The sequence below is a fragment of the Pseudomonas sp. PSKL.D1 genome, assembly GCF_028898945.1.
In the GTDB taxonomy this organism is placed as follows: Bacteria; Pseudomonadota; Gammaproteobacteria; order Pseudomonadales; family Pseudomonadaceae; genus Aquipseudomonas.
In genome coordinates, this window is sequence record NZ_CP118607.1 from 2,124,614 (window position 1) to 2,147,405 (window position 22,792).

Annotated in this window: 21 protein-coding genes; 8 read left to right on the forward strand and 13 right to left on the reverse strand. The window is 65.1% G+C overall.

The genetic code is table 11. The annotated features are described in order from the left end of the window. Position 1 precedes the first annotated feature (1 nt). The 11 genes from PVV54_RS09455 to PVV54_RS09505 all read right to left on the reverse strand — a co-directional run bounded on the left by PVV54_RS09455 (position 2) and on the right by PVV54_RS09505 (position 11,430). The gene (locus PVV54_RS09455) at positions 2-376 is read right to left on the reverse strand and encodes a YkvA family protein (RefSeq protein WP_274909666.1); all 375 of its coding nucleotides are present in this window, start codon (positions 374-376) and stop codon (positions 2-4) included. After that, complete coding sequence (locus PVV54_RS09460; RefSeq protein WP_274909667.1) at positions 373-1,515, reverse strand: ABC transporter substrate-binding protein; 1,143 nt, start codon at positions 1,513-1,515, stop codon at positions 373-375. The genes PVV54_RS09455 and PVV54_RS09460 overlap by 4 nt, the downstream gene beginning before the upstream one ends. Further along, positions 1,512-2,297 carry an ABC transporter ATP-binding protein gene (locus PVV54_RS09465; RefSeq protein WP_274909668.1) on the reverse strand — a complete coding sequence of 262 codons (786 nt, stop codon included), beginning with the start codon at positions 2,295-2,297 and terminating at the stop codon, positions 1,512-1,514. The genes PVV54_RS09460 and PVV54_RS09465 overlap by 4 nt, the downstream gene beginning before the upstream one ends. Beyond that, positions 2,294-3,334 (reverse strand): FecCD family ABC transporter permease, encoded by a 1,041-nt coding sequence (locus tag PVV54_RS09470; protein ID WP_446731443.1) that lies wholly within the window; start codon positions 3,332-3,334, stop codon positions 2,294-2,296. Before PVV54_RS09470 ends, PVV54_RS09465 begins: the two co-directional genes overlap by 4 nt. Continuing rightward, complete coding sequence (locus tag PVV54_RS09475) at positions 3,331-5,694, reverse strand: TonB-dependent siderophore receptor (protein WP_274909669.1); 2,364 nt, start codon at positions 5,692-5,694, stop codon at positions 3,331-3,333. The genes PVV54_RS09470 and PVV54_RS09475 overlap by 4 nt, the downstream gene beginning before the upstream one ends. Positions 5,695-5,798: 104 nt before the next feature. Continuing rightward, on the reverse strand, positions 5,799-6,722 hold the full coding sequence (locus tag PVV54_RS09480; RefSeq protein WP_274909670.1) for a FecR family protein: 924 nt from the start codon (positions 6,720-6,722) through the stop codon (positions 5,799-5,801). Further along, the gene (locus PVV54_RS09485; protein ID WP_274909671.1) at positions 6,712-7,230 is read right to left on the reverse strand and encodes an RNA polymerase sigma factor; all 519 of its coding nucleotides are present in this window, start codon (positions 7,228-7,230) and stop codon (positions 6,712-6,714) included. Before PVV54_RS09485 ends, PVV54_RS09480 begins: the two co-directional genes overlap by 11 nt. 89 nt (positions 7,231-7,319) lie before the next feature. After that, on the reverse strand, positions 7,320-8,261 hold the full coding sequence (locus PVV54_RS09490) for a LysR family transcriptional regulator (RefSeq protein ID WP_274909672.1): 942 nt from the start codon (positions 8,259-8,261) through the stop codon (positions 7,320-7,322). Between the two features lie 96 nt (positions 8,262-8,357). Then, on the reverse strand, positions 8,358-9,881 hold the full coding sequence (locus tag PVV54_RS09495; protein WP_274909673.1) for a tripartite tricarboxylate transporter permease: 1,524 nt from the start codon (positions 9,879-9,881) through the stop codon (positions 8,358-8,360). Then, positions 9,878-10,408 carry a tripartite tricarboxylate transporter TctB family protein gene (locus PVV54_RS09500; RefSeq protein WP_274909674.1) on the reverse strand — a complete coding sequence of 177 codons (531 nt, stop codon included), beginning with the start codon at positions 10,406-10,408 and terminating at the stop codon, positions 9,878-9,880. Before PVV54_RS09500 ends, PVV54_RS09495 begins: the two co-directional genes overlap by 4 nt. 20 nt (positions 10,409-10,428) lie before the next feature. Further along, a complete protein-coding gene (locus tag PVV54_RS09505) occupies positions 10,429-11,430 on the reverse strand; it encodes a Bug family tripartite tricarboxylate transporter substrate binding protein (protein WP_274909675.1) in 1,002 nt (333 codons plus the stop codon). 228 nt (positions 11,431-11,658) lie between these two features. Here PVV54_RS09505 and PVV54_RS09510 point away from each other — a divergent pair, with 228 nt between their 5' ends. The 7 genes from PVV54_RS09510 to PVV54_RS09540 all read left to right on the forward strand — a co-directional run bounded on the left by PVV54_RS09510 (position 11,659) and on the right by PVV54_RS09540 (position 20,464). Beyond that, on the forward strand, positions 11,659-12,984 hold the full coding sequence (locus PVV54_RS09510; RefSeq protein ID WP_274909676.1) for an MFS transporter: 1,326 nt from the start codon (positions 11,659-11,661) through the stop codon (positions 12,982-12,984). Beyond that, positions 12,977-13,936 carry an amidohydrolase family protein gene (locus tag PVV54_RS09515; RefSeq protein WP_274909677.1) on the forward strand — a complete coding sequence of 320 codons (960 nt, stop codon included), beginning with the start codon at positions 12,977-12,979 and terminating at the stop codon, positions 13,934-13,936. The genes PVV54_RS09510 and PVV54_RS09515 overlap by 8 nt, the downstream gene beginning before the upstream one ends. After that, on the forward strand, positions 13,933-14,949 hold the full coding sequence (locus PVV54_RS09520; RefSeq protein WP_274909678.1) for a 4-hydroxythreonine-4-phosphate dehydrogenase PdxA: 1,017 nt from the start codon (positions 13,933-13,935) through the stop codon (positions 14,947-14,949). Before PVV54_RS09515 ends, PVV54_RS09520 begins: the two co-directional genes overlap by 4 nt. A 336-nt stretch (positions 14,950-15,285) precedes the next feature. Beyond that, entirely contained in the window at positions 15,286-16,599 is a 1,314-nt protein-coding gene (locus PVV54_RS09525) for an MFS transporter (RefSeq protein WP_274909679.1), read from the forward strand. 32 nt (positions 16,600-16,631) lie between these two features. Beyond that, positions 16,632-17,807 carry an L-lyxonate dehydratase gene (locus tag PVV54_RS09530; protein ID WP_274909680.1) on the forward strand — a complete coding sequence of 392 codons (1,176 nt, stop codon included), beginning with the start codon at positions 16,632-16,634 and terminating at the stop codon, positions 17,805-17,807. A gap of 55 nt (positions 17,808-17,862) precedes the next feature. Then, a complete protein-coding gene (araD1, locus tag PVV54_RS09535; protein ID WP_274909681.1) occupies positions 17,863-18,858 on the forward strand; it encodes an AraD1 family protein in 996 nt (331 codons plus the stop codon). Between the two features lie 16 nt (positions 18,859-18,874). After that, on the forward strand, positions 18,875-20,464 hold the full coding sequence (locus PVV54_RS09540; protein ID WP_274909682.1) for an aldehyde dehydrogenase (NADP(+)): 1,590 nt from the start codon (positions 18,875-18,877) through the stop codon (positions 20,462-20,464). A gap of 206 nt (positions 20,465-20,670) precedes the next feature. On the opposite strand, the gene PVV54_RS09545 is transcribed toward PVV54_RS09540, so the two are convergent. Next, positions 20,671-20,856, reverse strand: coding sequence for a hypothetical protein (locus PVV54_RS09545; protein WP_274909683.1), 186 nt, complete (start codon positions 20,854-20,856; stop codon positions 20,671-20,673). 689 nt (positions 20,857-21,545) lie between these two features. Between PVV54_RS09545 and PVV54_RS09550 the strand changes: the two genes are divergently transcribed. Further along, positions 21,546-21,740, forward strand: a complete 195-nt coding sequence (locus tag PVV54_RS09550) for a hypothetical protein (RefSeq protein ID WP_274909684.1) — start codon at positions 21,546-21,548, stop codon at positions 21,738-21,740. Between the two features lie 116 nt (positions 21,741-21,856). On the opposite strand, the gene PVV54_RS09555 is transcribed toward PVV54_RS09550, so the two are convergent. Continuing rightward, positions 21,857-22,777 carry a LysR family transcriptional regulator gene (locus tag PVV54_RS09555; RefSeq protein ID WP_274909685.1) on the reverse strand — a complete coding sequence of 307 codons (921 nt, stop codon included), beginning with the start codon at positions 22,775-22,777 and terminating at the stop codon, positions 21,857-21,859. Between the last annotated feature and the right edge of the window lie 15 nt (positions 22,778-22,792).

The following is a 22,792-nucleotide window of genomic DNA, read 5'->3' on the forward strand; positions in this document are numbered from 1 at the left end:
GTTACACCAGGCTGATAAACCAACCCATCAATGCCGCCCACGCCAGCACGATGGCGCCGGCCATCACCCACCGCCCCTTGAACACCACCTTCTGACCTGCCAGGCGCTCTGCCTCGGGCCGGCACTGCGCGAGCATCGCCGGGGGGATCAGCCGCAAGGCCAGGGCAATGCCCAAAGGCAGCAGAATCACATCATCCACAAACCCCAGCACCGGGATGAAGTCCGGGATCAAGTCGATCGGGCTGAAGGCGTAGGCCACGGTTGCCAGGCTCACCAGCCACGCCAGCTTTGGCATGTGCGGCTGGCGCAGGCACAGCCACAATAGGATCAGGTTGCTTTTCAGGCGGCGGGCCCAGGTTTTGAGTGAGGCGATCATGGGGCATCCAGGTTGGCGAAGCAGGCCTGCCCGTGGAACACGAACGGGCGGGCTGGCAGGGTGGTGAATTCGGCAATCAGCTGCCGGTATTCGTGGTCCGGGTCGAGGTCGGCAAAATGCTGCGGCCAGAACAGTTTGGCCAGCCACTGCGCCCCAACGATGTTGAACACGCTGTTGTAAAACTGGTGGTTCAGGCCTTGCACGCAGGCATCTGCTGCCGGTGCCAGGGCCGCAAAGCCTGGCCGCTGCATCAGCCTTTGCAAGGCCGTGTGCACGTCGGCCGTGCTGGCGCCGTAGCCGAACGGAATAGCCGTCACGCCATTGCGCACGCGTTGGGTGCCGGTCATCAGGTACAGGTCGGGTTTGCTGAGGATCAGCGTTTCCAGCGCGACGTCTGCCGAGGCGCTGCGCAGGTACTGCGAGCCGAGGTTGATGCCACCGACATGCTGCACCAGCAAGCCCCAGCCGCTGTCGCCCTGGGTATGGCAGCAGCCACCGGTGCCGGCCTGGCCGGCCCGTGCTTCGACGAACACCCGGGGGGCGGGCAGCCCGTGGGCGGTTGCGAGCAGGGTGCGCAGGCGCTGGTCGTAGGCCGTCAGATAGGCCTGCGCCTGGGCTTCCCTGGCCAGCGCCTGGCCCAGCAGTGCCACGCTGCGCGGCACGTGCTGAAGCGGGTCTTGTTCGTTGTCGACATACAGCAGCGGGATGCCCAGCCGTTCAAGCACGCTGTACAGCACGGTGTTTTCAATGGCGGGCTGTGCCTCCAGGCGTGCGATAACCAGGTCCGGGTGGGTGCGCAGCAGGCCTTCGATGTCGATCTGGCCGCTTTGCATGAATTCGACCTGGCGGATGTGCGTGGCTTGCGGCCAGCGCTCGGCCACCACGTGCCACAGCGCCGGGTCGGAGCTGGCCAGGTTGTTACCCCAGGCTATTACCCGCTGCAGCGGGTTGTCGCGGTCGAGCAGGGCGAGCGTCAGCAGGTCGTTGCTGTCTTGCAGCAAGATGCGCTGCGGGGCGTGCTGCAGCGTCACCTGGCGCCCGGCCAGGTCGGTGACGGTGCGCGGGTAGGTGGCGGCGTGCAGTGGCAGGCACAGCAGTAGCATCAGCCAGATGGCACACCGGATGGTGGCCAGCGTCATGACACAGCCCCGTCCACGAGGATTTGCACACGTCCTTGGGTGCAGGCTTCCACCCGTGCCTGCACTCGGTACACCTCGGCCAGCATGCGCGGGGTGAGGGTATGCACCGGTGGGCCGGCGGCATGCAGGTGCCCGTTCTGCAGTACCACCAAGCGGTCGGCCCAGCGTGCGGCCAGGCCCAGATCGTGCAGCACCACAATGACCAGCCGGCCTTCGTCGGCCAGTGAACGTGCCGTGGCCATTACATCGTTCTGGTAGCGCAGGTCCAGCGCGCTGGTGGGCTCGTCGAGCAGCAGCAGGCGAGGTTGGCGGATCACGGCCTGGGCCAGGCTGACCATCTGCCGTTGCCCACCCGACAACGCGTCCAGCGGGCGCAAGGCAAGGTGCAGAATGCCCAGCCTCTCCAGCACGGCGTAAGCGCGTTCCTGCTGCTGGCGGGCATTGCCCAGCGCGGCGCGCGGGTCACCGCCACGCAAGGCGCCGAGCAGGGTTTCCAGCACGCTCAGGGCAATGCCATCGGGCAGCGCCTGGGGCATGAAGCCAAGCACCTGTGCGCGTTCGCGGCGGTTGGCACGCAGCAGGTCGAGGGTGTCGAAGCGTACGCTCCCGTGAGCACTTGGCAGCAGGCCGGCAAGGCTGCGCAACAAGGTCGACTTGCCCGCGCCGTTCGGGCCTACCAGCGCCACCAGTTCGCCTGCCGCCAACGCAGGCAGGGTGATGCCGTGCAGCACTGTGTTGCGCTTGTAGCCCACCGTAAGGTCGTGCACATGCAGGCTGCTCATGGGCGCCCCCGCTTCAGGATCAACGTCATGAACAGCGGTACGCCGACGATGGCGGTGACGATACCCACCGGCAGCACCACGCCGGGTATCAGCTGCTTGCTGACGATGGCCGACAGCGACATGATCAGTGCCCCGGTCATGGCGCTGACCGGCAGAAAGTAACGGTGGTCCTCGCCAATCAGCATGCGTGCGATATGCGGCCCCACCAGGCCGATGAAGCCGATGGTGCCGACGAACGCCACTGCCGTAGCCGCCAGCAGGCTGATGCGCAGCAACGCGCCAAAGCGCAGCCGGGCTACGTCGACCCCCAAGGTTTCGGCACGTTCCTCACCCAGGCGCAAGGTAGTCATCTGCCAGGCTGCCCGCAGGCTGAACGGCACCACCAACAGCAACACCACCCCCAGCGTCTGCACCGCCGGCCAACTGGCCCGGCTCAGGCTGCCCATGCTCCAGAACACCAGCTGCTGCAGGGCATCGGCGCTGGCCAGGTATTGCAGCAGGGCAACCATGGCATTGAAGCTGAACACCAGCGCGATACCGAACAGCACCAGGCTTTGCACGCCGCCGGTGAGCCCGGCCACGGCCTGCAGCAACAGCACCGAGGCAAAGGCAAACACGAAGGCATTGGCAGTGACCAGCGCACCGCCCGGCACCCCCGGTACACCCAGGTCGAGCACGATGGCCAACGCGGCCCCCAGCGACGCCGCCGACGACACGCCCAGGGTGAATGGGCTGGCCAGTGGGTTGTTGAGGATGGTCTGCATCTCGGCACCGGCCAGCGACAGCGCAGCGCCCACCAGCACGGCCATCAGTGCGAAGGGCAGGCGCAGTTCGCGCACGATGACCAGCGTGTCCGGGTCTACCGACGGGCTGCCGAGCAAGGCGTGCAGCACGTCGATCGGCGCAAACGCGGTGCTGCCCAAGGCAATGTCGCCCAGCAGGCTACCCAGCAGCGCCAGGGCCAGCGCCCCGCAAATCAGCAGGCGCCTGCGCTGGATGCCACGCCACGCCAGGTGCAGGGAGGCCGGCGCGGTCAAAACTTCGCACTCACGGTGGCCACCAGTTCCGCCGGGTCGCCTGCATAGTTGCCATCAGTGCCCGCGACGATTTCGATGTACTTGCGGTCGAACAGGTTGCGGCCATTGAGCGACACCCGCACGTTTTCGTCGATGTCGTAGAACACGCTGGCGTCAACGCGGGCATAGCCGCCCACGTCGTAGGTGTTTTCGATGTTGCCCTGGCGCTCGCCCACCGCCGTGACCCCGGTACCAAAGCCAAGCCCCGCCAGCGGGCCTTCCTGCAGCTGGTAGCTGCTCCACAGCGAGCCACTCATGATCGGCACGCCTTCCAGGCGGTTGCCTTCTTCGATGACGGTGTCCTGGGTGACCTTGGCCTGCAGCGCGCTGATGTTGCCGATGATTTCCCAACCCGGCAGCGGCGTGCCGCTTACGTCCAGCTCGATGCCGCGCACGCGCTGCTCGCCGGTTTGCACCGAGTAGTTATCGTCGGCGGGGTCGGGCGCGGCGACGTTCTCGCGGGTGATTTCGAACACCGCCAACGTGGCACTCAGGCGGTCCGGAATCAGGTCGAACTTGGCGCCCACTTCATACTGCGTACCTTCCTCGGGGTCGAGCACGCTGCCACTGCGCTGGATGTCGTTTTGCGGGGTAAAAGAGGTGCTGTAACTGGTGTACAGCGCCAGCCAGTCGGTGGGCTGATACACCAGGCCTGCCCGGGGCGACACCTTGCTCGGGTCGAGGTCGGTGCGGGTGACTTCGTAGTCGGAATTGGTGGTGGTGTTGCGCTGGCGTGTGTCGTCGTAACGCGCGCCCAGCAACAGCTTCCACTGGCTGCTCAGGTCGATCTGGTCCTGCAGGTAGAAACTGTAGGACTCCAGGTTGTACTTGGACTTTTCATTGAAGCGGAACGGCCCCGGCAGCGCACCGTATACCGGCTCGTAAATATCGATGGAGGCCAGTGAAGCGCGGTCGCTGGCGACCACGCGGCGGCCGTCGATGTATTCGATACCGGCCAGTGCCGTGTGCTGAATGCCGCCAGTGTCGAAGCGGGCAATGGCCTCGAACTGCGCGTCGAGGGTGCTGATGCGTTCGTTGCCGTCGGTGGCGCGGCGTGCCAGGGTACGGCCGTCACTGCCGATGCCGCGCAGGTCGACCACGTAACGGTCTTTGTGCGACTGGTCCCAGCGGGTCATCTGGCGCAGGGTCAGCCAGTCGTTGACGTCATGTTCGGCCTTGTACCAGGCCGAGAACTTGTCAGCCTTGTCGCGCGACCAGGGCTCGTGCAGGAAACGGTCGGCGGGCATGTTGATCTTGCCGTTCTGCGGCAGCAGGCCGCGGTCGAACGGGCTGGTCTGGTTGATGAAGTCCAGGCCGGCATCCACCCGCGTGGCGTCGCTGGGTGCCCAGCGCAGGGTGGGCGACACATAGGTGCGCTTGCTGTCCCGGAAGGTGTCGCGAAAGCCACGGTCGGTCTGGGTGGCCATGGTCAGGCGGCCGGCCAGGGTTTTGTCGGCGTTCAGCGCGTTGCTGGCGTCGGCCTCCAGGCGATAGAAGTCGTAACTGCCCACCTGTGCCTTTACCCGTGCCTCAGGTTCGAACGAGGGCTGGCGGGTGACCAGGTTGATCAGGCCGCCCGGGTTGCCGCGCCCGTACAACACCGACGCCGGCCCCTTGAGCACCTCTACGCGCTCGACGTTGGCCAGGTCGCGCAGCGCTTCCGGGCGAGACACCAGCGGGTTCATGGCCATGCCGTCGATCGCGTAGGTGTTGGCCTTGAAACCCCGGATCACGAAGGCTTCCGACGAGCCACCGTGGGTGTTGCCGCGCTGCACGCTGCTGACGTTGGCCAGCACCTCGCCCAGGCTGTTGGACTGCTGGTCCTCCATCACCTGGCGCGACACCACCTGGATCGATTGCGGGATGTCGCGCAGGGCGGTGTCGGTCTTGGTACCGGTGGCGCTGCGGGTAGCGCGGTAGCCCTGCACCGGGCCGTCGGCGCGCTCCACATAGTGGTTGGCGTTGACGGTGGAGGGCGCCAGGTTCAGCGCACCGTCCTGGGTAACCGGGTACAGCAGCAAGGTGCGCTCCGGGGTGAGCGACCAGCCCAGCCCCGAACCTTGCAGCAGGCGTTGCAGGGCGTCGCTTTCCGAGAGCTGCCCATTCAACGCCGGGGCCATGCGCCCCTGCGCCAGCGCCGCGTCGAAACTCAGCTGCAGGCCGTTCTGCCGGGCAAACTGCGCCAGCGCACTGGCCAAGGGCTGCGCCGCCATGGCATAGGACGCAGTGCGTCGTTCAGCGGGGGCTTCGGCAGCCCAGCCGGTGTTGATCGGCAACAACAGCACCAGTGCCAGGGACGGCAGCGGGTAGAAACGCGGCATGGTATCGATCCTTCATACGTCTGAGTTTCATTTGAGACAAATTCTCAAAAGGACGTTGAAAGACGACGTGCTCGCGGATTTTTTTCAGCCTGACGAAAAAAAACTTAAAAATCGCCCACTACGCGTACCCAAGGGGTGATTTGCCGTGCGCGCGTGCCCAGTGATTGCGCCAGCGCGGCGTAGGCCCGTTCGGGGTTACGCACGTCAAACACCCCGGTGATGCGCTTGTCGCGCAGCGGTTCGGCGACGATCACCCAGCCGCCGCTGTAGCGTTGCAGCTGGTTGGCAAGTTCGCGCACGGGCATGTCCTCCACGAACAGGTCACCGGTGCGCCAACTGGCGACTTGGGTTGGCGCCACCTGGGAGCGCTCGACACGGCCGGAGGGCCAGCTGAAATCCAGGCGTTGGCCTGGGGCCAGGCGTTCGCTCAAGGGGTAGGCGCGGCTTTCTGCCTGCACCGAGCCTTCCTCTAGCGCAACCTCGGCATGTTGCGCCGCCAGCGAGAGGTCGAAGGCGGTGCCCAGCACCCGCACCGACAACTCGCCAGCCTGGGCAGTAAAGGGGTGCGCGGCGTCGTGGGCGACCTTGAAGTAGGCCTGGCCTTGCAGCAGTTCGACAGCCCGGGGGTTGTCGCTGTCCACCTTCAACGCACTGTGCGGCGCCAAGGTGATGCGTGAGCCATCAGCCAACCGCACTTCGCGGGTTTCGCCGCTGCCGGTGCGGTAGTCGGCTTGCAGCGCAAGCTGTGCCTGCGGTGCGCTGAGCACGGCCAGCCCGGCGATGCTGGCCGCGGCAGCCAGCGCAGGCCAGCGCCGCTTGCGCCGGGCCACCACTGGCGGTGTCGGGGCAGGGTTTGCCTGCGGCAGTTCGCCCAAGGCGCCCCACAGCGTCTGCATGCGCTGCCAGGCGGCTTGGTGGGCGGGGTCGCTTGCCAGCCAGGTGTCGAACTCCACCCGGCAGCCCGGCTCCTCCTGCAAACGCAGGTGCCAGTCGGCGGCTTGCTCCAGCACCTGCGGGTCAAGCTTCATGGCTGCCCCCGCCCACGTCGGGCTCCTCGACTTCCTCGGCCAAGCGGGCAAGGGCGTCGCGCAGCAGGCGATGCGCGGTGCTCAGGGAAACGCCCAGGCGCTCGGCGATCTGCGCCAGGGTGCAGCCACCAAAGCGGTGCATTTCCAGCGCCTGTCGGCTGGCTTCGGGCAGGGCTTGCAGGGCGGTGTTGAGGCGGTCGAGCAGCATGCTGTGCTGGCAGTTGTCAGCGGGGTCCGCGCCTAGCCCGGGTTGCAGCCAGGCCGGGGCCGTGGCCTGGCGTGCCTGTTCGCGGCTGCGGCTGCGTTTGAGGTCCAGCGCCAGGTTGCGCACGATGCGGTACAGGTAGGCCACCGGCTGTTCGACCGCGGCGGCGGGGGTGAAGCGGATCCACGCTTCCTGCACGATGTCTTCGGCCTGGGCGCGGTCACCGGTAATGGTGGAGGCGTAACTCACCAGCTCCCGGCGTACGCCGAGGAACACTTCCAGTTGTGTCGATGGGTCTGCCATTGCCGTGCCTCAAGCCCTGTGGTCGCCGATGCGGCGCGGCGGCAGTGTGAAGCAATCGAGAATGGTTTTCAATTGTGCGATGCGGCGCTTTACTCCGATCGGCTTTGCTCCAGGTGTACCGCCGCCATGAACGTCTGCATGGCCGAGGAGTGCACGCGATTGCGCCGGGTGATCAAACCGTACGGCGGCAGGCGCGGTTCAAGCTGGATGGGCAGCACGGCTAGCAGGTGCCGCCCCGGGTAGTCGTCGACCACCGAGCGGGGGGTGATGCCGATCATGTCGGTTTGCTGCAGCAGTGACAGCAGGGTCATGATCGAAGTGGTTTCGACGATGCTGCTGGGCAGGTCGATGCGCGCATTGTGGAACGCCTGGTTGACGATGGTGCGCATCGGGCTGGGGTGCTGCTGCAGCACCCAGGTCATGTCCTGAAGCTCGGTCCAGGCCAGTTTTTTCTGCTTGGCCAAGGGGTGTTGGGCGCCGGCGATCACGCACAGGTCTTCTTCACCCAGGCTGTCGAACTGCAGGTCGTCGGTGCGTGCGTTGCTGGGGATGCGCCCCAGTACCACATCCAGTTGGTCCTGCTGCAGGGCTTGCACCAGCACGTCACTGGTGTCCACCTGCAGGCTCATCGACAGGCGCGGGTGGCTTTGCTTGAGCGTGGCAATGGTGCGGGTGAGCAAACCCGAAGCCAGCGCCGGGATGGCGCCGATGGTGACCCGGCCCAGGTTGCCTGACTCCAGGGCGACCATTTCCTCGCGCATGCCCGACAGCTCGGCAAAGATCATGCGTGCGTAGTAAATCAGCGTTTCGCCAAACGGGGTGGGGCGCATGCCGCGTGCCAGGCGTTCGAACAGCTCGACGCCCAGCAAGTCTTCGGCTTCATGCAGCATCTTGGTTGCGGCCGGTTGGGTCATGCCGATTTCCTCGGCGGCGCGGCGCAGCGAGCCCAGCTCATCCAGGGCCAGCATCAGGCGCAGTTGCCGCAAACGCAGGCGGCTGTGGATGATGTTGGCGTCGGGGATGCGGGACATGGTCTGGCTCGTGGTCATGGGGAGGGCCAAGATTGACAAGAATTGGGGGAGGGCGCCAGCCGCGCAGGGGCACAGGAGCTCCCGCGCGGTGGCGGGTCAGGCGATGCGCCGGGCCAGCGTGCGGCCAAGCAAGGTACGCAGGCCGCTGATGCCTTTGGCCAGCAACGGCCAGCACAGCATCAACAGCGCCGCGCAGGTCAGGCTGCCCACCAGTGGGTTGGACCAGAAGATCGACAACTGCCCGTCCGAAAACAGCATCGACTGGCGGAACGCATCCTCTGCCTTGTCACCCAGCACGGCGGCCAGCACCAGCGGTGCGATGGGGTAGCCGAGTTTCTTGAACAGGTAGCCCAGCGCACCGAACACCAGCATCAGGCCCACGTCGGTCATCGAGTTGTGCACCGAGTAGGCACCAATGGCGCAGACCATGATGATGATCGGCGCAATGATCGAGAACGGGATGCGCAGGATCGAGGCAAACAGCGGCACCGTGGCCAGCACCACGATCAGGCTGACGACGTTGCCCAGGTACATGCTGGCAATCAGGCCCCAGACAAAATCGTGCTGTTCGACGAACAACGTCGGCCCCGGGTGCAGGCCCCAGATCATCAACCCGCCCAGCATCACCGCTGCCGTGGCCGAGCCGGGGATGCCCAGGGTGAGCATCGGCAGCAGGGCGCTGGTGCCGGCACTGTGGTCGGCGGTTTCCGGCGCAATCACGCCTTCCACCTCGCCACTGCCGAAGCGCTCGCGGTTTTTCGAGAAGCGCCGCGCCAGGCTGTAGCTCATGAACGACGCGGCCGTCGGGCCACCCGGGGTCACACCCATCCAGCAGCCGACCAGGGCGCTGCGCAGCCAGGTCAGCCAGTAGCGGGGCAGCTTGGCCCAGGTGCGCAAGATCACCATCGGCGTAATGCGTGCCCGCTCACCACGGAATACCAGGCCTTCTTCCACGGTGCAGAGGATTTCGCCGATGCCGAACAGGCCGATCACCGCCACCTCGAAGCTCAGGCCCGACAGCAGCCAGGGTTGGTCGAAGGTCAGGCGCAGTTCGCCGCTCACCGTGTCCATGCCCACCGCGGCCATGCCAAAGCCGATCATCATCGCCACCACCGTCTTCAGCGGCGGGTTCTTGCTCAGGCCGATGAAGGTGCAAAACGCCAGCAGGTACACCGCAAAGAACTCCGGCGAGCTGAACTCCATGGCGAACTTGGCAATGTGAGTAGACAGGAATGTCAGCAGCAACACGCCCACCAGCGCACCGAGCAGTGCCGAGGTGAACGCCGCCGTCAGGGCTTCGCCGGCCTGGCCGTTGCGGGCCATGGGGTAGCCATCGAAGGTGGTCGCCACCGATGACGGCTCGCCGGGGATGTTGAACAGGATCGAGGTGATCGAACCGCCGAACAACGCCCCCCAGTACATGCACGACAGCAGGATGATCGCCGACACCGGCTCCATGGTGAAGGTCAGCGGCAACAGCAGTGCCACGCCGTTGGGTGCACCCAGCCCCGGCAGCACACCGACCAGTATGCCCAGCAGCACGCCCACCACCATCAGGCCCAGGTGGTGGGCGGTGAGGATCAGGCTCATGCCCTGCATCAACGAATCGATTTCACTCATGGCCGCAGCCCTCCCAGGTAGCTCGCCAGGTCACCCAGCACACCGGCCTGCAGCGGCACCTTGAACCACAGCGCAAAAATCAGGTAACTGGCGAGTGCGGCGCAGCAGGGGATCAGCACGATGGTCAGCCAGCGGTGGCCTTGCCCGGCCTTGCGCGCCCGCCACATGAACCCGCCGATGAACAGCACCGAAGCCAGGTAGATGCCCAGCAATGGCATGGCCGCTACGTACACGGCAATCGGCACGAATACGGCCAGCACCTGGGCAAACGCCCGGCGCCCGACGAACGCTTCGGCCATGGCCTGGCGCCGCACCACGGCCAGCAGCAGGTTGCCCAGGCTGGCGCAGCTCAGCAGCAGGCCGATGTAGAACGGGAAGTAGCCCGCCTCTGGCCCGGCATCGCCCCAGCCAATGCCGATGGCCAGGCTGCCGTACATGAGGGTGCCGCCCAGCGCGGCGGTGAACAGGGCCAGGCCGATTTCCACCCAGCGGGTGGCAACCAGCGGCGCGTCGTTGGTGGTGGACATGGTGGTCTCCCTTGTCACGCTCACTGGCGCAGCCAGCCGGCGTCCTTGAACAGTGGCATCACGCGTTCACGGTCCTGTTCGATGTAGCTCACCAGCGCCTGGCCTTCGAGGAAGGTCGGCGCCAGCGCCGAGCGCTCGATGTAGGCCTTGAACTCTGGCGTCTGGCTGACTTTGCGCAGCACCTCCACATAGAACGCCCGCTGTTCGTCGCTGATCCCGCCGGGCAGGAAAACGGTACGGGGGAAGCGGTATTGTTCGATGGCCAGGCCCTGTTCATGGCAGGTAGGGATGTCGGCCCAGGACTGCTCGGCGGTGACCTTGTCGCGGTAGATCATGCGCTCGCGGCTGAACACGCACAGCGGCCGCACCTGGCCGCCGCGCCACTGGCTGAGGCTTTCGGCCGGGTTGTTGAGGTTGGCGGCAATGTGCTTGCCGGCCAGCTGGATGGAGGCCTCGCTGCCGCTTTTGAAGGGGATGTAGGTGAGCTTGCTGCCCACCTGCTGGCCAATCAGCAGGGCCAGGGTCTGGTCCACATCCTTGGACTGGCTGCCGCCAAAGCGCATCTTGCCGGTATTGCTTGCGAGCGCCCCCTTGAACGCGGCGGCGTCACTCCACGGGGCGTCCTGGTAGGTCCAGAGAATGAAGTCGTCTTCGGCCACGGCGGCCACCGGGGTGAGGTCGGTCCACTGGTAGCCCAGCTTGGCTACCAAGGGCAGCAGGTACACGTTGTTGGTGCCGATCACCAGCTTGTGGGCATCGCCCTGGGCCAGTTTCATGTCGAGGAAGGCTTCGGCGCCGTTGCCACCGCCTTTGTTCAGTACCACGGTGTTGACGTCCAGCAGGTGATGCTGGCTGATCGCTTGCTGGATCAGGCGCGCCAGCTGGTCGGTGCCGCCGCCGGGGCCACCGGCCACGACGATCTCGACATTCTTTTCGGGCTTCCAGGTGTCGGCAAGGGCGGGCAGGGCGGTGACACACAGCAGGCCGCAGGCGGCCAGCAGCGACGAAATGTGACTTCGCATGGGGGACCTCTTTGTTGTCTTTGTTATGGGTCACCGAAGTCTGCGCAGCTAACCGATAAGCGTCCACTCAAAGTTACGCATACACCGATAGCCTGCGGTTATAGCTGAGCGATAACCACAGGCAATGGCTCTATGAGCAGCTTTGATTAGACGGTTATCGACGGCCCGGCCATAGTGGCACTGCCGGACATCACCGGCTTACAACAATAACAAGCAGAGGTACCTCCCATGGCTCAGGCACACACCACTGTGCTGCACGCTGGGCAATCGGCCGACACGCCTGTCGCGCTGAAGGCCAGCAACGTGCGCTGGCGCATCTTCGCAATCATTTTTGCCCTGACGGTGATCAACCTGATCGACCGTGTTTCGCTGTCCATTGCCATGCCCACCATTGCCGCGGAGTTCGAGCTTTCGCCGAGTATGCAGGGGCTGATCCTCAGCAGTTTCTTTTGGGCTTACGCGTTGTTACAAATCCCCGGTGGCTGGTTGATCGACCGCTTCGGCCCGCGCCGGGTCATTGGTTGGTCCACCGGCCTGTGGGGCGCGTTCCAGACATTGGCGGCGTTCGCCACCGGTGGCCTGTCGCTGATGTTCGCCCGGGTTGCCCTGGGCGCTGCGGAGGCGCCCTTGTTCCCCTCGGGCGGCAAACTCAACTCTTTGTGGCTGGGCGCCAACGAGCGCAGCCGCGGCGCGGTGCTGATGGATTGCGGCGGCCCGCTGGGTGCGGCCTTGGGCGGCTTGATCATCGCCTACCTGATCGCCGTGCTTGGCTCGTGGCGCATCGCCTTCTTCGTCGCCGGTATCGCCACATTGGCCATGGCCTGGCTGGCCTGGCACTACCTGCGCGACAACCCCGCCGAGCATGCCGCCGTCAATGCCGCCGAGCTGGACAAAATCAACGACGGCCGCGCTGTACCGTTGGCCGAGGCGGCGCAACGGCCGGCCAAGGGGCTGGGCATCGCGCCCCGTTCGCTCACCGGCATCCTGTTGGGCCGCGCCAGTTGGGCGATGGTGTTCTTCGGCTTGCTGACCTGGGGGCCGAGCTACCTGGCCCATGCCCGTGGTTTTGACATCAAGGGTATCGGGGCGGCCACGTTCATCATCTTCCTGTGTGGCGCGGTGGGCTCGCTGGTGGGCGGCTTCCTGTGCGACACCCTGATCCGCAAGGGCGTGCGCCGTGGTTTGGCCGCCAAAGGGCTGCTGACGTTCTCGGGCCTGGTGGCGCTGTGCGCCTTCCTGCTGCTGCCCGGCCTGAGCGACGCCTACGCGGCTGTGGCGCTACTGTCGCTGACGGCGTTCTTCCTGATGTGGGGCAGCTTGTACTGGAGCTTCCCGGCGTTGCTCGCGGCACCGTCGCGGGTGGGCCTGATCGGTGGGGTGATGAATCTGGCCGGCAGCCTGGGCGGCATCGTGGTGCCGATTCTGGTGGGCGTGCTGTTGCAGCATCTGGGCGGCTACCCGGCCGTGCTCGGCTTTTTTGCCCTGTGCTCGGGGCTGTTCATCGTCGGCACGCTGTTGATCTCGCTGGACAAGACCGAGGTACACCATGGCTGAGTTGTACGAAGGGCCGATCGTCGATGCCCATCATCACTTCTGGGACCCGCTGAACAACCCGCACCCGTGGCTGTCGGCCAGCCAGAACATTCCGTTTCGTTACGGGGATTACACTGCCATCAAGCGGCGCTACTTCCCCGAGGATTACCTGCGTGATGCGGGCACCCATCAGGTGGTCGAAACCGTCTACGTGGAAACCGAATGGGACCCGCGTGACCCCGTGGGTGAAACGCGCTTCATCCATGGCCTGGCAGCCCGTTACGGGGCGCCCAATGCCGTGGTGGCCCAGGCCTGGCTGGATGCGCCGGACGCCGCCCGGGTGCTGGCCGAGCAGGCGGCTTTCGAGCGGGTGCGCAGCGTACGCCACAAGCCCGGCGGGCCATCGTGCCCCGCGGAGGTCGGGCGCCTGCACAGCCTGATGAGCGACGTGAACTGGCGCGATGGCTATGCGCAGCTTGCGCGCCATGGCCTGCATTTCGACCTGCAGACCCCGTGGTGGAACCTCGATGAAGCGGCCCGCCTGGCGCGCGACTTCCCCGACACGTTGCTGATTCTGAACCACGCCGGCCTGCCGTCGGACCGCAGCCCCCAGGGCCTGGCGGACTGGCACGCGGCCATGGCGCGGTTTGCCGAATGCGACAACGTGGCGGTGAAGATTTCGGGCATAGGCCAGGCCGGCCAACCCTGGCGTGCCGAGGACAACGCCTGGATCGTGCGCCGGGTCATCGCGTTGTTTGGCAGCGAGCGGGCGATGTTTGCCAGCAACTTCCCGGTCGATGGCCTGTGCGGCAGCTTCGACACCATTTATGGCGGCTTCAAGCAGATTGTCGCCGACCTGCCGCACACCGCCCAGCAACAGCTTTTCTACAGCAACGCACGGCGCCTGTACCGCACCGTGCCCGACACCTTGCGCGTCAATCAGGTGTTGCCCCACACAAGGACCCCCGCATGAACAAGCCAACCTTTCCACGCCTGGCCATGGTACTGGGTGACCCGGCCGGTATCGGGCCTGAACTGATCGCCCGCCTGCTGGCCGAGCCCGAGGTACGCGGCAAGGCGCACGTGGTGCTGATTGCCGATGAGCAGGAGATGCGCCGCGGCATGCAGATCGCGGGTTGTGAGTTCCCGTACCGGCGTATCGATTCGCTCGACGTACTGGATTTTGCCGATGACACGCCGCTTCTGTTCCCTTATCGCGGCGCTGCACAGGGTGAGTTCCCGCGTAGCGAAGCCAGCGTGATTGGCGGGCGTTACAGCCTCGACACCTTGGCCGTGGCGCTGGAGCTCACCGACACGGGCAAGACCGACGCCATCCTGTTCGGCCCGCTGAACAAAACCTCGCTGCACATGGCCGGCATGGGCCACAGTGACGAGCTGCACTGGTTTGCCGAGCGCCTGAATTTCAGCGGGCCGTTCTGTGAGTTCAACGTGCTCGATGCCCTGTGGACTTCGCGGGTGACCTCCCACGTGGCATTGGCCGAGGTGCCCGGCATGCTCAGCCAGGCGCGAGTGCTCGAAGCCATTGGCCTGATCGACACCGCGCTCAAGCGCAACGGTTTGCAGCGCCCACGCATCGGCGTGTGTGGCCTGAACCCGCACAACGGCGACAACGGCAGCTTTGGCCGCGAAGAGCTGGACATCATCGGCCCGGCGGTGCAGCTGGCGCGCGAGCAAGGCATCGACGCCGACGGCCCCTACCCGGGGGACACGATCTTCTTGAAGGTGCAGGGCGATGCCCAGGCCTTTGACGCGGTGGTGACCATGTACCACGACCAGGGCCAGATCGCCATCAAGCTGATGGGCTTCTCTCGGGGTGTCACGGTGCAGGGTGGCCTGCCGATCCCGATCACCACCCCGGCCCACGGCACCGCATTCGACATTGCGGGCCAGGGCAAGGCCAATGTCGGCGCTACCCGCCAGGCCTTCGAGATTGCCTGCCGCATGGGGCGCAACGCCTGCTTATAGGTATTGGTCGCCTGTGAAATCGAGCGCCGCCCTTGCGGCGCATCGCGGATAAATCCGCTCCTACACGGGCCCTTGTAGGAGCGGATTTATCCGCGATGCGCCGCAGGGCGGCGCTCAATCTATACACCAACATCCACCTCAAACCGAACACCCCCAAACCATCCGATAACCCCACCACCCCCGAACCGCAAAAAGGTATTACCCCAGGCTATCGATGGATACGCATAAGTGATTATCCAGCCAGGCCTTCCCCCTCTAAAGTCGCCCCAACACCAACAACAAAAAGCCCGCCCCAAAGCGTCCCGGGGCACACAGGGCACCAACGGGGACACCTCCATGAGCGATCACGCCAGCTCCCTGGCTTCGGCCATTTCCACCAGCCGCGCGCGGCTACTGCCCTTTCTCATCCTGATGTACGTCCTGGCCTTCATCGACCGCGCCAACGTCGGTTACGCCCGGGCCTTCCTGCAGGCTGACACCGGCCTGAGCGACGTCGCCTTCGCTTTCGGTGCCAGTATCTTCTTCATCGGCTACGCCTGTTTCGAGGTGCCCAGCAACCTGATGCTGCACCGGCTGGGCGCCCGCGTCTGGCTGTGCCGCATCATGGTCACCTGGGGCCTGGTCAGCGCGGCGATGATGTTTGCCGACAACGCCACCACCTTCTACGTGCTGCGCTTCTTGCTGGGCATTGCCGAGGCCGGCTTCTTCCCCGGCATCATCCTCTACCTCACCTACTGGTTCCCGCAGCGCAGCCGCGCCCAGGCGCTGGGCCTGTTCTACTTTGGCCTGCCGCTGGCGCTGGTGCTGGGTGGCCCGTTGTCGGGCTGGCTGCTGGAGTTTCATGACGTGTTCGGCCTGCGCAACTGGCAGTGGCTGTTCGTGGTTGAAGGGCTGCTGGCTTCGCTGGTGGGCATTGCCGCCTACTTCTACCTGGTTGACCGCCCACGCCATGCCCGCTGGCTGAGCGATGCGCAAAAGGATGCACTGGAAAGCCAACTGGCCGAAGAAGACGCACAAAAGCAGGCCCAAGGCCCGCACGGCTTCCTGGGCGCATTGCGCAACGGCCAGGTGATGAAGTTCTGCCTGGTGTATTTCACCGTGCAGATGAGCGTGTACGGCGTGGTGTTCTACCTGCCGACGCGCATTGCCAGCTTCCTCGATGGCGAGGTGGGCCTGAGCGTGGGCCTGTACACCGCCATCCCCTGGGCCTGCGCCCTGGTGGTGACGCGCCTGGTCACCCGCCATGCCGACCGCACCGGCAAGCATCGCCAACTGGCGGTGGCCATGTTGGCCATGGCCGCGGCGGGCATTGCTGCCTCGGCACTGGCCGGCAGCCTGCCACTGGTGGTGCTGGCGTTCTGTTTCGCCGCCGCAGGCTTTGTTGCCGTGCAGCCGCTGTTCTGGACCTTGCCCACCGGCTACCTCAGCGGCGCGGCCGCCGCCAGTGGCATCGCCCTGATCAACTCGCTGGGCAACCTCGGCGGCTTCGTGGCACCCAACCTCAAGACCCTCACCGAAACCCTGTTCGCCGACCCGCGCGCGGGCATGTTCGCCCTGGCGATCGTGGGCGTGCTGGGGGCCTGGCTGCTGTCCCGGCTCAAATCCTCCAAACCCACGCCTGCCGCGCTGGAACCGGCGCAGGTTGGCTGATCAACACGCTCTATTGAAAGGAACCTGCAAGCATGAAAATCACAGCCGTTCGTACCCGTGTTTTTGAATGGAAAGGCAAGGTCGTGCCGCCCCAGGCGCACTTCTGCACCAACGCCAGTGACATCCTGTTCGAGCGTGGCGATGCCATGGGCTCGTTCCGCTTCCACGGCTGGCTGGTGGTCGAGATCGAGACCGACACCGGCATCGTCGGCATCGGCAACTGCGCCCTGGCACCGCGCGTGGCCAAGGAAATCATCGACCTGTACCTGGCGCCGATCTGCATTGGCGAAGACCCGTTCGACAGCGAGTACATCTGGCAGAAAATGTACCGCCGCACCCACGCCTGGGGCCGCAAGGGCATCGGCATGGCGGCCATTTCGGCAATCGACCTGGCGATCTGGGACATCATGGGCAAGGCGGTGAACAAGCCGGTGTTCAAGCTGCTGGGTGGCCGCACCAAGGAAAAGATCTGGACCTACGCCTCCAAGCTGTACGCTAACGACAACCTCGACCTGTTCCTCGAAGAAGCCCAGGGCTACCTCAACCAAGGCTTCACCGCCCTGAAGATGCGCTTCGGCTACGGCCCCAAGGACGGCCCGGCCGGCATGCGCCGCAACATCGAGCAAGTGCGCGCCCTGCGTGAACTGGCCGGCCCGGACGTGGACATCATGCTCGAATGCTACATGGGCTGGACGCTGGAATATGCCCGCCGAATGCTGCCGAAACTGGCCGAATTCGAGCCGCGCTGGTTGGAAGAGCCAGTCATCGCCGACGACATCGAAGGTTATATCGAGCTGAAGAAGATGGGCATCATGCCGATCTCCGGCGGCGAGCACGAGTTCACCGGCCACGGCTTCAAGGACCTGCTCGAGCGCCGTGCCGTGGACGTGATCCAGTACGACACCAACCGCGTCGGCGGCATCACTGCCGCGCGCAAGATCAACGCCATGGCCGAAGCCTGGTCGGTGCCGGTCATTCCCCATGCCGGGCAGATGCACAACTACCACCTGACCATGGCCAGCACCGCCTCACCGATGGCCGAGTTCTTCCCGGTGTTCGACGTAGAGGTGGGCAACGAGTTGTTCTACTACGTGTTCAAGGGCGAGCCGCAGCCTGTCAACGGCTACATCCAGCTGGACGACGACAAGCCGGGCCTGGGCCTGGAAATTTCCGAAGAGTACCTCTCGGACTTCAACATCATCGAATGAATGCGCGGGGGCACCCCGGCGCGGCGGTGCCCCGGCCAGGCAAGGAGAGTGACACATGCGGTTGATTCAATTCGAAGACGCGGCCGGCCAGCGCCGGGTGGGCGTGGTGGAAGGTGCCCAGGTGCACACCGTGCGGGCAACCACCAGCACCCGCGAGCTTGCCCTGGCGGCGATCCGTGCCGGGCATGGCCTGGTTCAGCAAGTGCTGGCGCGTGGCACTGACCCCGGCCCCGACTACGCCGGGTTGCTGGAAGCGGGCAGGGTACTGCCGCCGCTGGACCACGAAGACCCGGCCCATTGCCTGGTCAGCGGCACCGGCCTGACCCACCTGGGCAGCGCAGCGACGCGCGACAAGATGCACCAGCAGGGCGAGCAGGATGAAACGTCGCTGACTGACACCATGCGCATCTTCAAATGGGGCCTGGAAGGCGGCAAACCGGCAACGGGTGAGGTTGGCGCGCAACCGGAGTGGTTCTACAAGGGGGATGGCAGCATCGTCGTGCGCCCCGGGGCCGACCTGCCGCTGCCGGCCTTTGCCGAGGATGCCGGCGAAGAGCCGGAGCTGGTGGGCCTGTATGTGATCGGCGATGACGGTACGCCCCACCGCCTGGGGTATGCCTTGGGCAACGAGTATTCCGACCATGTGATGGAGCGGCGCAATTACCTGTACCTGGCCCATTCCAAGCTGCGCGCCTGTGCCTATGGCCCGGAGTTGCGGGTGGGCGAACTGCCGGCGCACCTGCAAGGCAGCAGCCGTATCTGGCGTGATGGCAAGGTGCTGTGGGAGCGTGAGTTCCTGTCTGGCGAGCAGAACATGTGCCACAGCCTGCAGAACCTGGAGTTTCATCACTTCAAGTACGCGCAGTTCCAGCGGCCGGGTGACGTGCACGTGCATTACTTCGGCACGGCCACCTTGTCGTTTGCAGACGGTATCAAGGCCGCGCCGGGCGATACCTTCGAAATTGCCATCACGGAGTTCGGCGCGCCGCTGCGCAACGGCATTGTAGAGGCGCAAGCGCCACGGGTGCCGGGGTCGGTTGCCATTCTCTGAGGTGGAAGAGGTCGTTATGCTCAATCTACTTGGTTACAACTACATCGCCGGGGGCCGCAGTGCTGCCGGTTGCGTGGAGCTGCACAGCGTCGATGCCTGCACTGGCGAAACGCTGCCATACCGGTTTACCCAAGCCACCCCTGACGAGGTGGACGCCGCTGCGCAGGCTGCCGAGGCGGCGTTTCCAGCCTACCGGAGCTTGCCACCCGAACGGCGTGCCGCGTTCCTCGACGCCATTGCCGAAGAAATTGACCTGCTGGATGACACCTTCGTTGCCCTGGTGTGCCGCGAAACAGCCTTGCCCGCAGCGCGCATCAAGGGCGAGCGGGCGCGCACCAGCAACCAGATGCGCCTGTTCGCCCAGGTGCTGCGCCGCGGCGAGTGGCTAGGGGCGCGTATCGACCGTGCCCAGCCCGAGCGCCAGCCATTGCCGCGGGTGGACCTGCGCCAATGCCGGGTCGGCGTTGGGCCGGTGGCGGTGTTCGGGGCCAGCAACTTCCCGCTGGCGTTTTCCACTGCGGGCGGCGACACCGCCGCGGCGCTGGCAGCGGGTTGCCCGGTGGTGTTCAAGGCGCACTCCGGGCATATGGCCACTGCCGAGTGCGTGGCCGATGCCATCGTGCGGGCGGCCCAGCGCACCGGCATGCCTGATGGCACCTTCAACATGATTTTTGGCGGGGGCGTTGGTGAGCAGTTGGTCAAGCACCCGGCAATCCAGGCCGTTGGCTTTACCGGTTCGCTAAAGGGCGGCCGTGCCCTGTGTGACATGGCAGCAGCCCGGCCGCAGCCGATTCCGGTGTTCGCTGAAATGAGCAGCATCAACCCGGTGGTGCTGCTGCCCGGGGCGCTTGAGCAGCGCGGCGAAACCGTGGCCACCGAGCTGACGGCGTCGGTGGTGCAGGGTTGCGGGCAGTTCTGCACCAACCCCGGGTTGGTCGTCGGCATACGCTCACCCGCGTTCTCGCAGTTTGCCGAGCAATTGGCGGCGCGCATGGCCGACCAGCCGGCGCAAACCATGCTCAATGCTGGCACGTTGCACAGTTATGCGCAGGGCGTCGCGGCGTTGCAGGCTCTGGCCGGCGTTCGCCACCTGGCCGGTCGCCCGCAACAGGGCCGGCAGGCGCAACCGCAACTGTTCCAGGCCGATGCAGCGCTATTGCTGGCCGGGAATGAGCGGCTGCAGGAGGAGGTCTTTGGCCCTTGTACCGTATTGATCGAGGTGGCTGACCCGCTTGAGCTGCGCCGTGTGGTGCAGGCGTTGCAGGGGCAATTGACCGCCACCCTGATTTCCGAGCCGGGCGACCTGGCGGCATTTGCCTGGCTGGTGCCCGAACTGGAGCGCAAGGCCGGCCGGCTGTTGCTCAACGGCTACCCGACCGGTGTGGAGGTGTGTGATGCGATGGTGCATGGCGGGCCTTACCCGGCAACCTCGGATGCCCGTGGCACGTCGGTGGGCACGCTTGCGATCGACCGTTTCCTGCGGCCGGTGTGTTACCAGAATTATCCCGATGAACTGTTGCCGGCGGCGCTTCAGGATGCCAACCCTCTGGGGATCATGCGGTTGGTTGACGGTGAAGTGAGCAGGGCGGTGATAAGCCGCGGTTGAGGAAGCGGTGCGGCCGCTCTCATGGAGCTGCACATAACCTGTTGAATTAGCAGGGACATGTGGGAGCGGCTTTAGCCGCGAAGCAGGCGACGCGGTGGATGGCACCGGCTGCGCCGGTGTTCGCGGGTAAACCCGCTCCCACACCGACCGCATCCGTTGAACAAAGCAGCCCGGAAGGGCTGGGTACCCTCCTGCCGGTGACCTCCTCACTGCAACGTGGGTGGTTTCATCTCGTCCGGCAATCTTGCCAGCACGTTTTCCATCTGGGCGATCTTCTTTGCCAGCCGCTGCGCCTCTTCCACTTTGCCTTGCTTGAGCAAGCGGTCCCGCTCACGGCGCAAGGCCAGGAGGTTTTTCTGCAGGGCCAAGCCTGAACGGTTGAACTGGTCCATGTTTCTCTCTGCTAAGGGCATCCGTGCGGTTGTAGGAAATTTGGACCGTAGCAGGTCGAAACTCCTCCGAACAGCGCGCTTTCGTACAGTATTGTGCAGTTACGTGGCAATTGCCTACATGACTTGGTAATGATTCCTACAAAAGTGTGATGTGAATGTTTCTTTTCATGTATCCGAAGAGCAGGGCAGAGCCTGACAGCCGCTGGGTTTTACCCACTTGGCGTCGGATTAATGAAGTGGCGTGAAGTTCTGGCTGGGTGGGTGGGCGTTGAAACTTCGTGTTGCAATTACTGCACTGATTGGACACATGGCGGGCGTGCTGCATCTGATCCGGTTTTTTTGTGACAACCTGCCTCTGTAACCGTATCAGCTCAGGCGCGACAATCTGGCCATCCAACATCATGTCGAAGAGGTTCTGATGGGCAAGCTCGCGCTGTTTCTGGGTGGCTTTCTGTTACTTACCGTGCTGATCGGCCTGCTGGGCACCATCCCGCCGAGCTGATCACCCCCTCCTTGCGGCCTGTCCCATCCGTGGACGGGCCCGTTCCCCGCCCAAGTGCTACCCGGTTGCACCACTGGACTAGTGGTCGCTGCAAGTCATTCTCAAGTGCAAACTGCTCGTGTACTCTCCCTGCGTCATAACAGGTCGCAATAGCGGGCCGTCCTTTTGCCTTGGAGACGAAATATAGATGGAATGCAAGAAGGGCACTTCAGCCATGCTGGAGTGGCGTAGCCGTTTTCTCACTGCCGAGCTTCTGGAAGAGGATCAGTATGACCAGGCATTGCGCAGTGCCGAGGCGCTCGAGCAATCAGGCGTGATCAGTTCGGCCGAGTGGATCGAGTTGGTGAGGGCTGCGAATGCAGCGCTGTTGCGTGTGCGGTAAGTCCTTCTTCGCGCGGGGAAATCTGTCCACAAAAAGCGTGGGTAGGTCTGTGGATAACGTGCTGTAAGCCAGGCCTGCGGCGGGTTCTGTTAGATTGAGCAGAATTTGAGCAGCCTTTAACGGGCCTGCCGAGTCTGTGCTTCACCGGCCTGGCGCAAGGCCAGCAGCAGCTCACGCACACGTGCCGGGATGTCGCCAGCGGGGTAAACCGCGTGCATCTGCGGGTCCTGGCCGGTGCTGGAGGTCAGGCGGTACTGAGGGCACACGCGCACCAGGCGCCCCGCCGCGACCTGAGGCTCGGCGGCCCAGTCGGCCAGGCGGGCGATGCCCGCCCCGGCCAGGGTGGCGTGATACACCGCGTCACCAGAGCCCAGGCGCAACCGGGGGTGGGGGCGCAGGCTGCTGATGTGCCCGTCGCGGCAAAAATGCCAGGCCTTGAGGATGCGCGGGGCGGTGTGCAGGATCAGGGCGTGACCAGGCAGGTCTTCCGGGTGTTGCGCCAACCCGCTGAGGGCAACGTAGGCCGGGCTGGCATACAGATGGCGCCGATAGCGCCACAGCGGAAAGCCAATCAGCTCGCTGGATTGCGGGAACGCTCCGCGCACCACGAAGTCCAGCTTGCCCTGCAGCGGGTCAAGTGACTGATCACTGTAGTGCACGTCCAGGGTCACTTGCGGGTGGCGCCGGGAAAACGTGGCCAGCACGCCTGGCAACACCTGCTCGCCGAGCAATTGCGGCACGGCGAAGCGTATCCAGCCTTGCGCTGTACCGCTCAAGGCCGCCAGTTCATCGGTGGCGTCACGTTGCACATCCAGCAAGCGTTCAGCATGTGGCAGTAGCCGCTCGCCAGCTTCGGTGAGGGTGACCGCGCTGGCGCTGCGGTTGAGCAGTTTGCACCCGGTGTTGTCTTCGAGCATTTGCACCGCGCGAGTCACCGCACTGGGTGAGCGGCCCAGGGCGCGCGCGGCGGCCACGAAGCTGCGCTTGTGCGCCACGCTGACGAATGCCTGGATTTCACGCAGCATGTCCAATGCCATGAAGGGGTCCTCGTT

Coding starts and splice junctions, on each gene's coding strand:
- PVV54_RS09455 (WP_274909666.1), bottom strand. CDS start 376: ATGATCGCCTCACTCAAAACCTGGGCCCGCCGCCTGAAAAGCAACCTG.
- PVV54_RS09460 (WP_274909667.1), bottom strand. CDS start 1,515: ATGACGCTGGCCACCATCCGGTGTGCCATCTGGCTGATGCTACTGCTG.
- PVV54_RS09465 (WP_274909668.1), bottom strand. CDS start 2,297: ATGAGCAGCCTGCATGTGCACGACCTTACGGTGGGCTACAAGCGCAAC.
- PVV54_RS09475 (WP_274909669.1), bottom strand. CDS start 5,694: ATGCCGCGTTTCTACCCGCTGCCGTCCCTGGCACTGGTGCTGTTGTTG.
- PVV54_RS09480 (WP_274909670.1), bottom strand. CDS start 6,722: ATGAAGCTTGACCCGCAGGTGCTGGAGCAAGCCGCCGACTGGCACCTG.
- PVV54_RS09485 (WP_274909671.1), bottom strand. CDS start 7,230: ATGGCAGACCCATCGACACAACTGGAAGTGTTCCTCGGCGTACGCCGG.
- PVV54_RS09490 (WP_274909672.1), bottom strand. CDS start 8,261: ATGTCCCGCATCCCCGACGCCAACATCATCCACAGCCGCCTGCGTTTG.
- PVV54_RS09495 (WP_274909673.1), bottom strand. CDS start 9,881: ATGAGTGAAATCGATTCGTTGATGCAGGGCATGAGCCTGATCCTCACC.
- PVV54_RS09500 (WP_274909674.1), bottom strand. CDS start 10,408: ATGTCCACCACCAACGACGCGCCGCTGGTTGCCACCCGCTGGGTGGAA.
- PVV54_RS09505 (WP_274909675.1), bottom strand. CDS start 11,430: ATGCGAAGTCACATTTCGTCGCTGCTGGCCGCCTGCGGCCTGCTGTGT.
- PVV54_RS09510 (WP_274909676.1), top strand. CDS start 11,659: ATGGCTCAGGCACACACCACTGTGCTGCACGCTGGGCAATCGGCCGAC.
- PVV54_RS09515 (WP_274909677.1), top strand. CDS start 12,977: ATGGCTGAGTTGTACGAAGGGCCGATCGTCGATGCCCATCATCACTTC.
- PVV54_RS09520 (WP_274909678.1), top strand. CDS start 13,933: ATGAACAAGCCAACCTTTCCACGCCTGGCCATGGTACTGGGTGACCCG.
- PVV54_RS09525 (WP_274909679.1), top strand. CDS start 15,286: ATGAGCGATCACGCCAGCTCCCTGGCTTCGGCCATTTCCACCAGCCGC.
- PVV54_RS09530 (WP_274909680.1), top strand. CDS start 16,632: ATGAAAATCACAGCCGTTCGTACCCGTGTTTTTGAATGGAAAGGCAAG.
- araD1 (WP_274909681.1), top strand. CDS start 17,863: ATGCGGTTGATTCAATTCGAAGACGCGGCCGGCCAGCGCCGGGTGGGC.
- PVV54_RS09540 (WP_274909682.1), top strand. CDS start 18,875: ATGCTCAATCTACTTGGTTACAACTACATCGCCGGGGGCCGCAGTGCT.
- PVV54_RS09545 (WP_274909683.1), bottom strand. CDS start 20,856: ATGGACCAGTTCAACCGTTCAGGCTTGGCCCTGCAGAAAAACCTCCTG.
- PVV54_RS09550 (WP_274909684.1), top strand. CDS start 21,546: ATGGAATGCAAGAAGGGCACTTCAGCCATGCTGGAGTGGCGTAGCCGT.
- PVV54_RS09555 (WP_274909685.1), bottom strand. CDS start 22,777: ATGGCATTGGACATGCTGCGTGAAATCCAGGCATTCGTCAGCGTGGCG.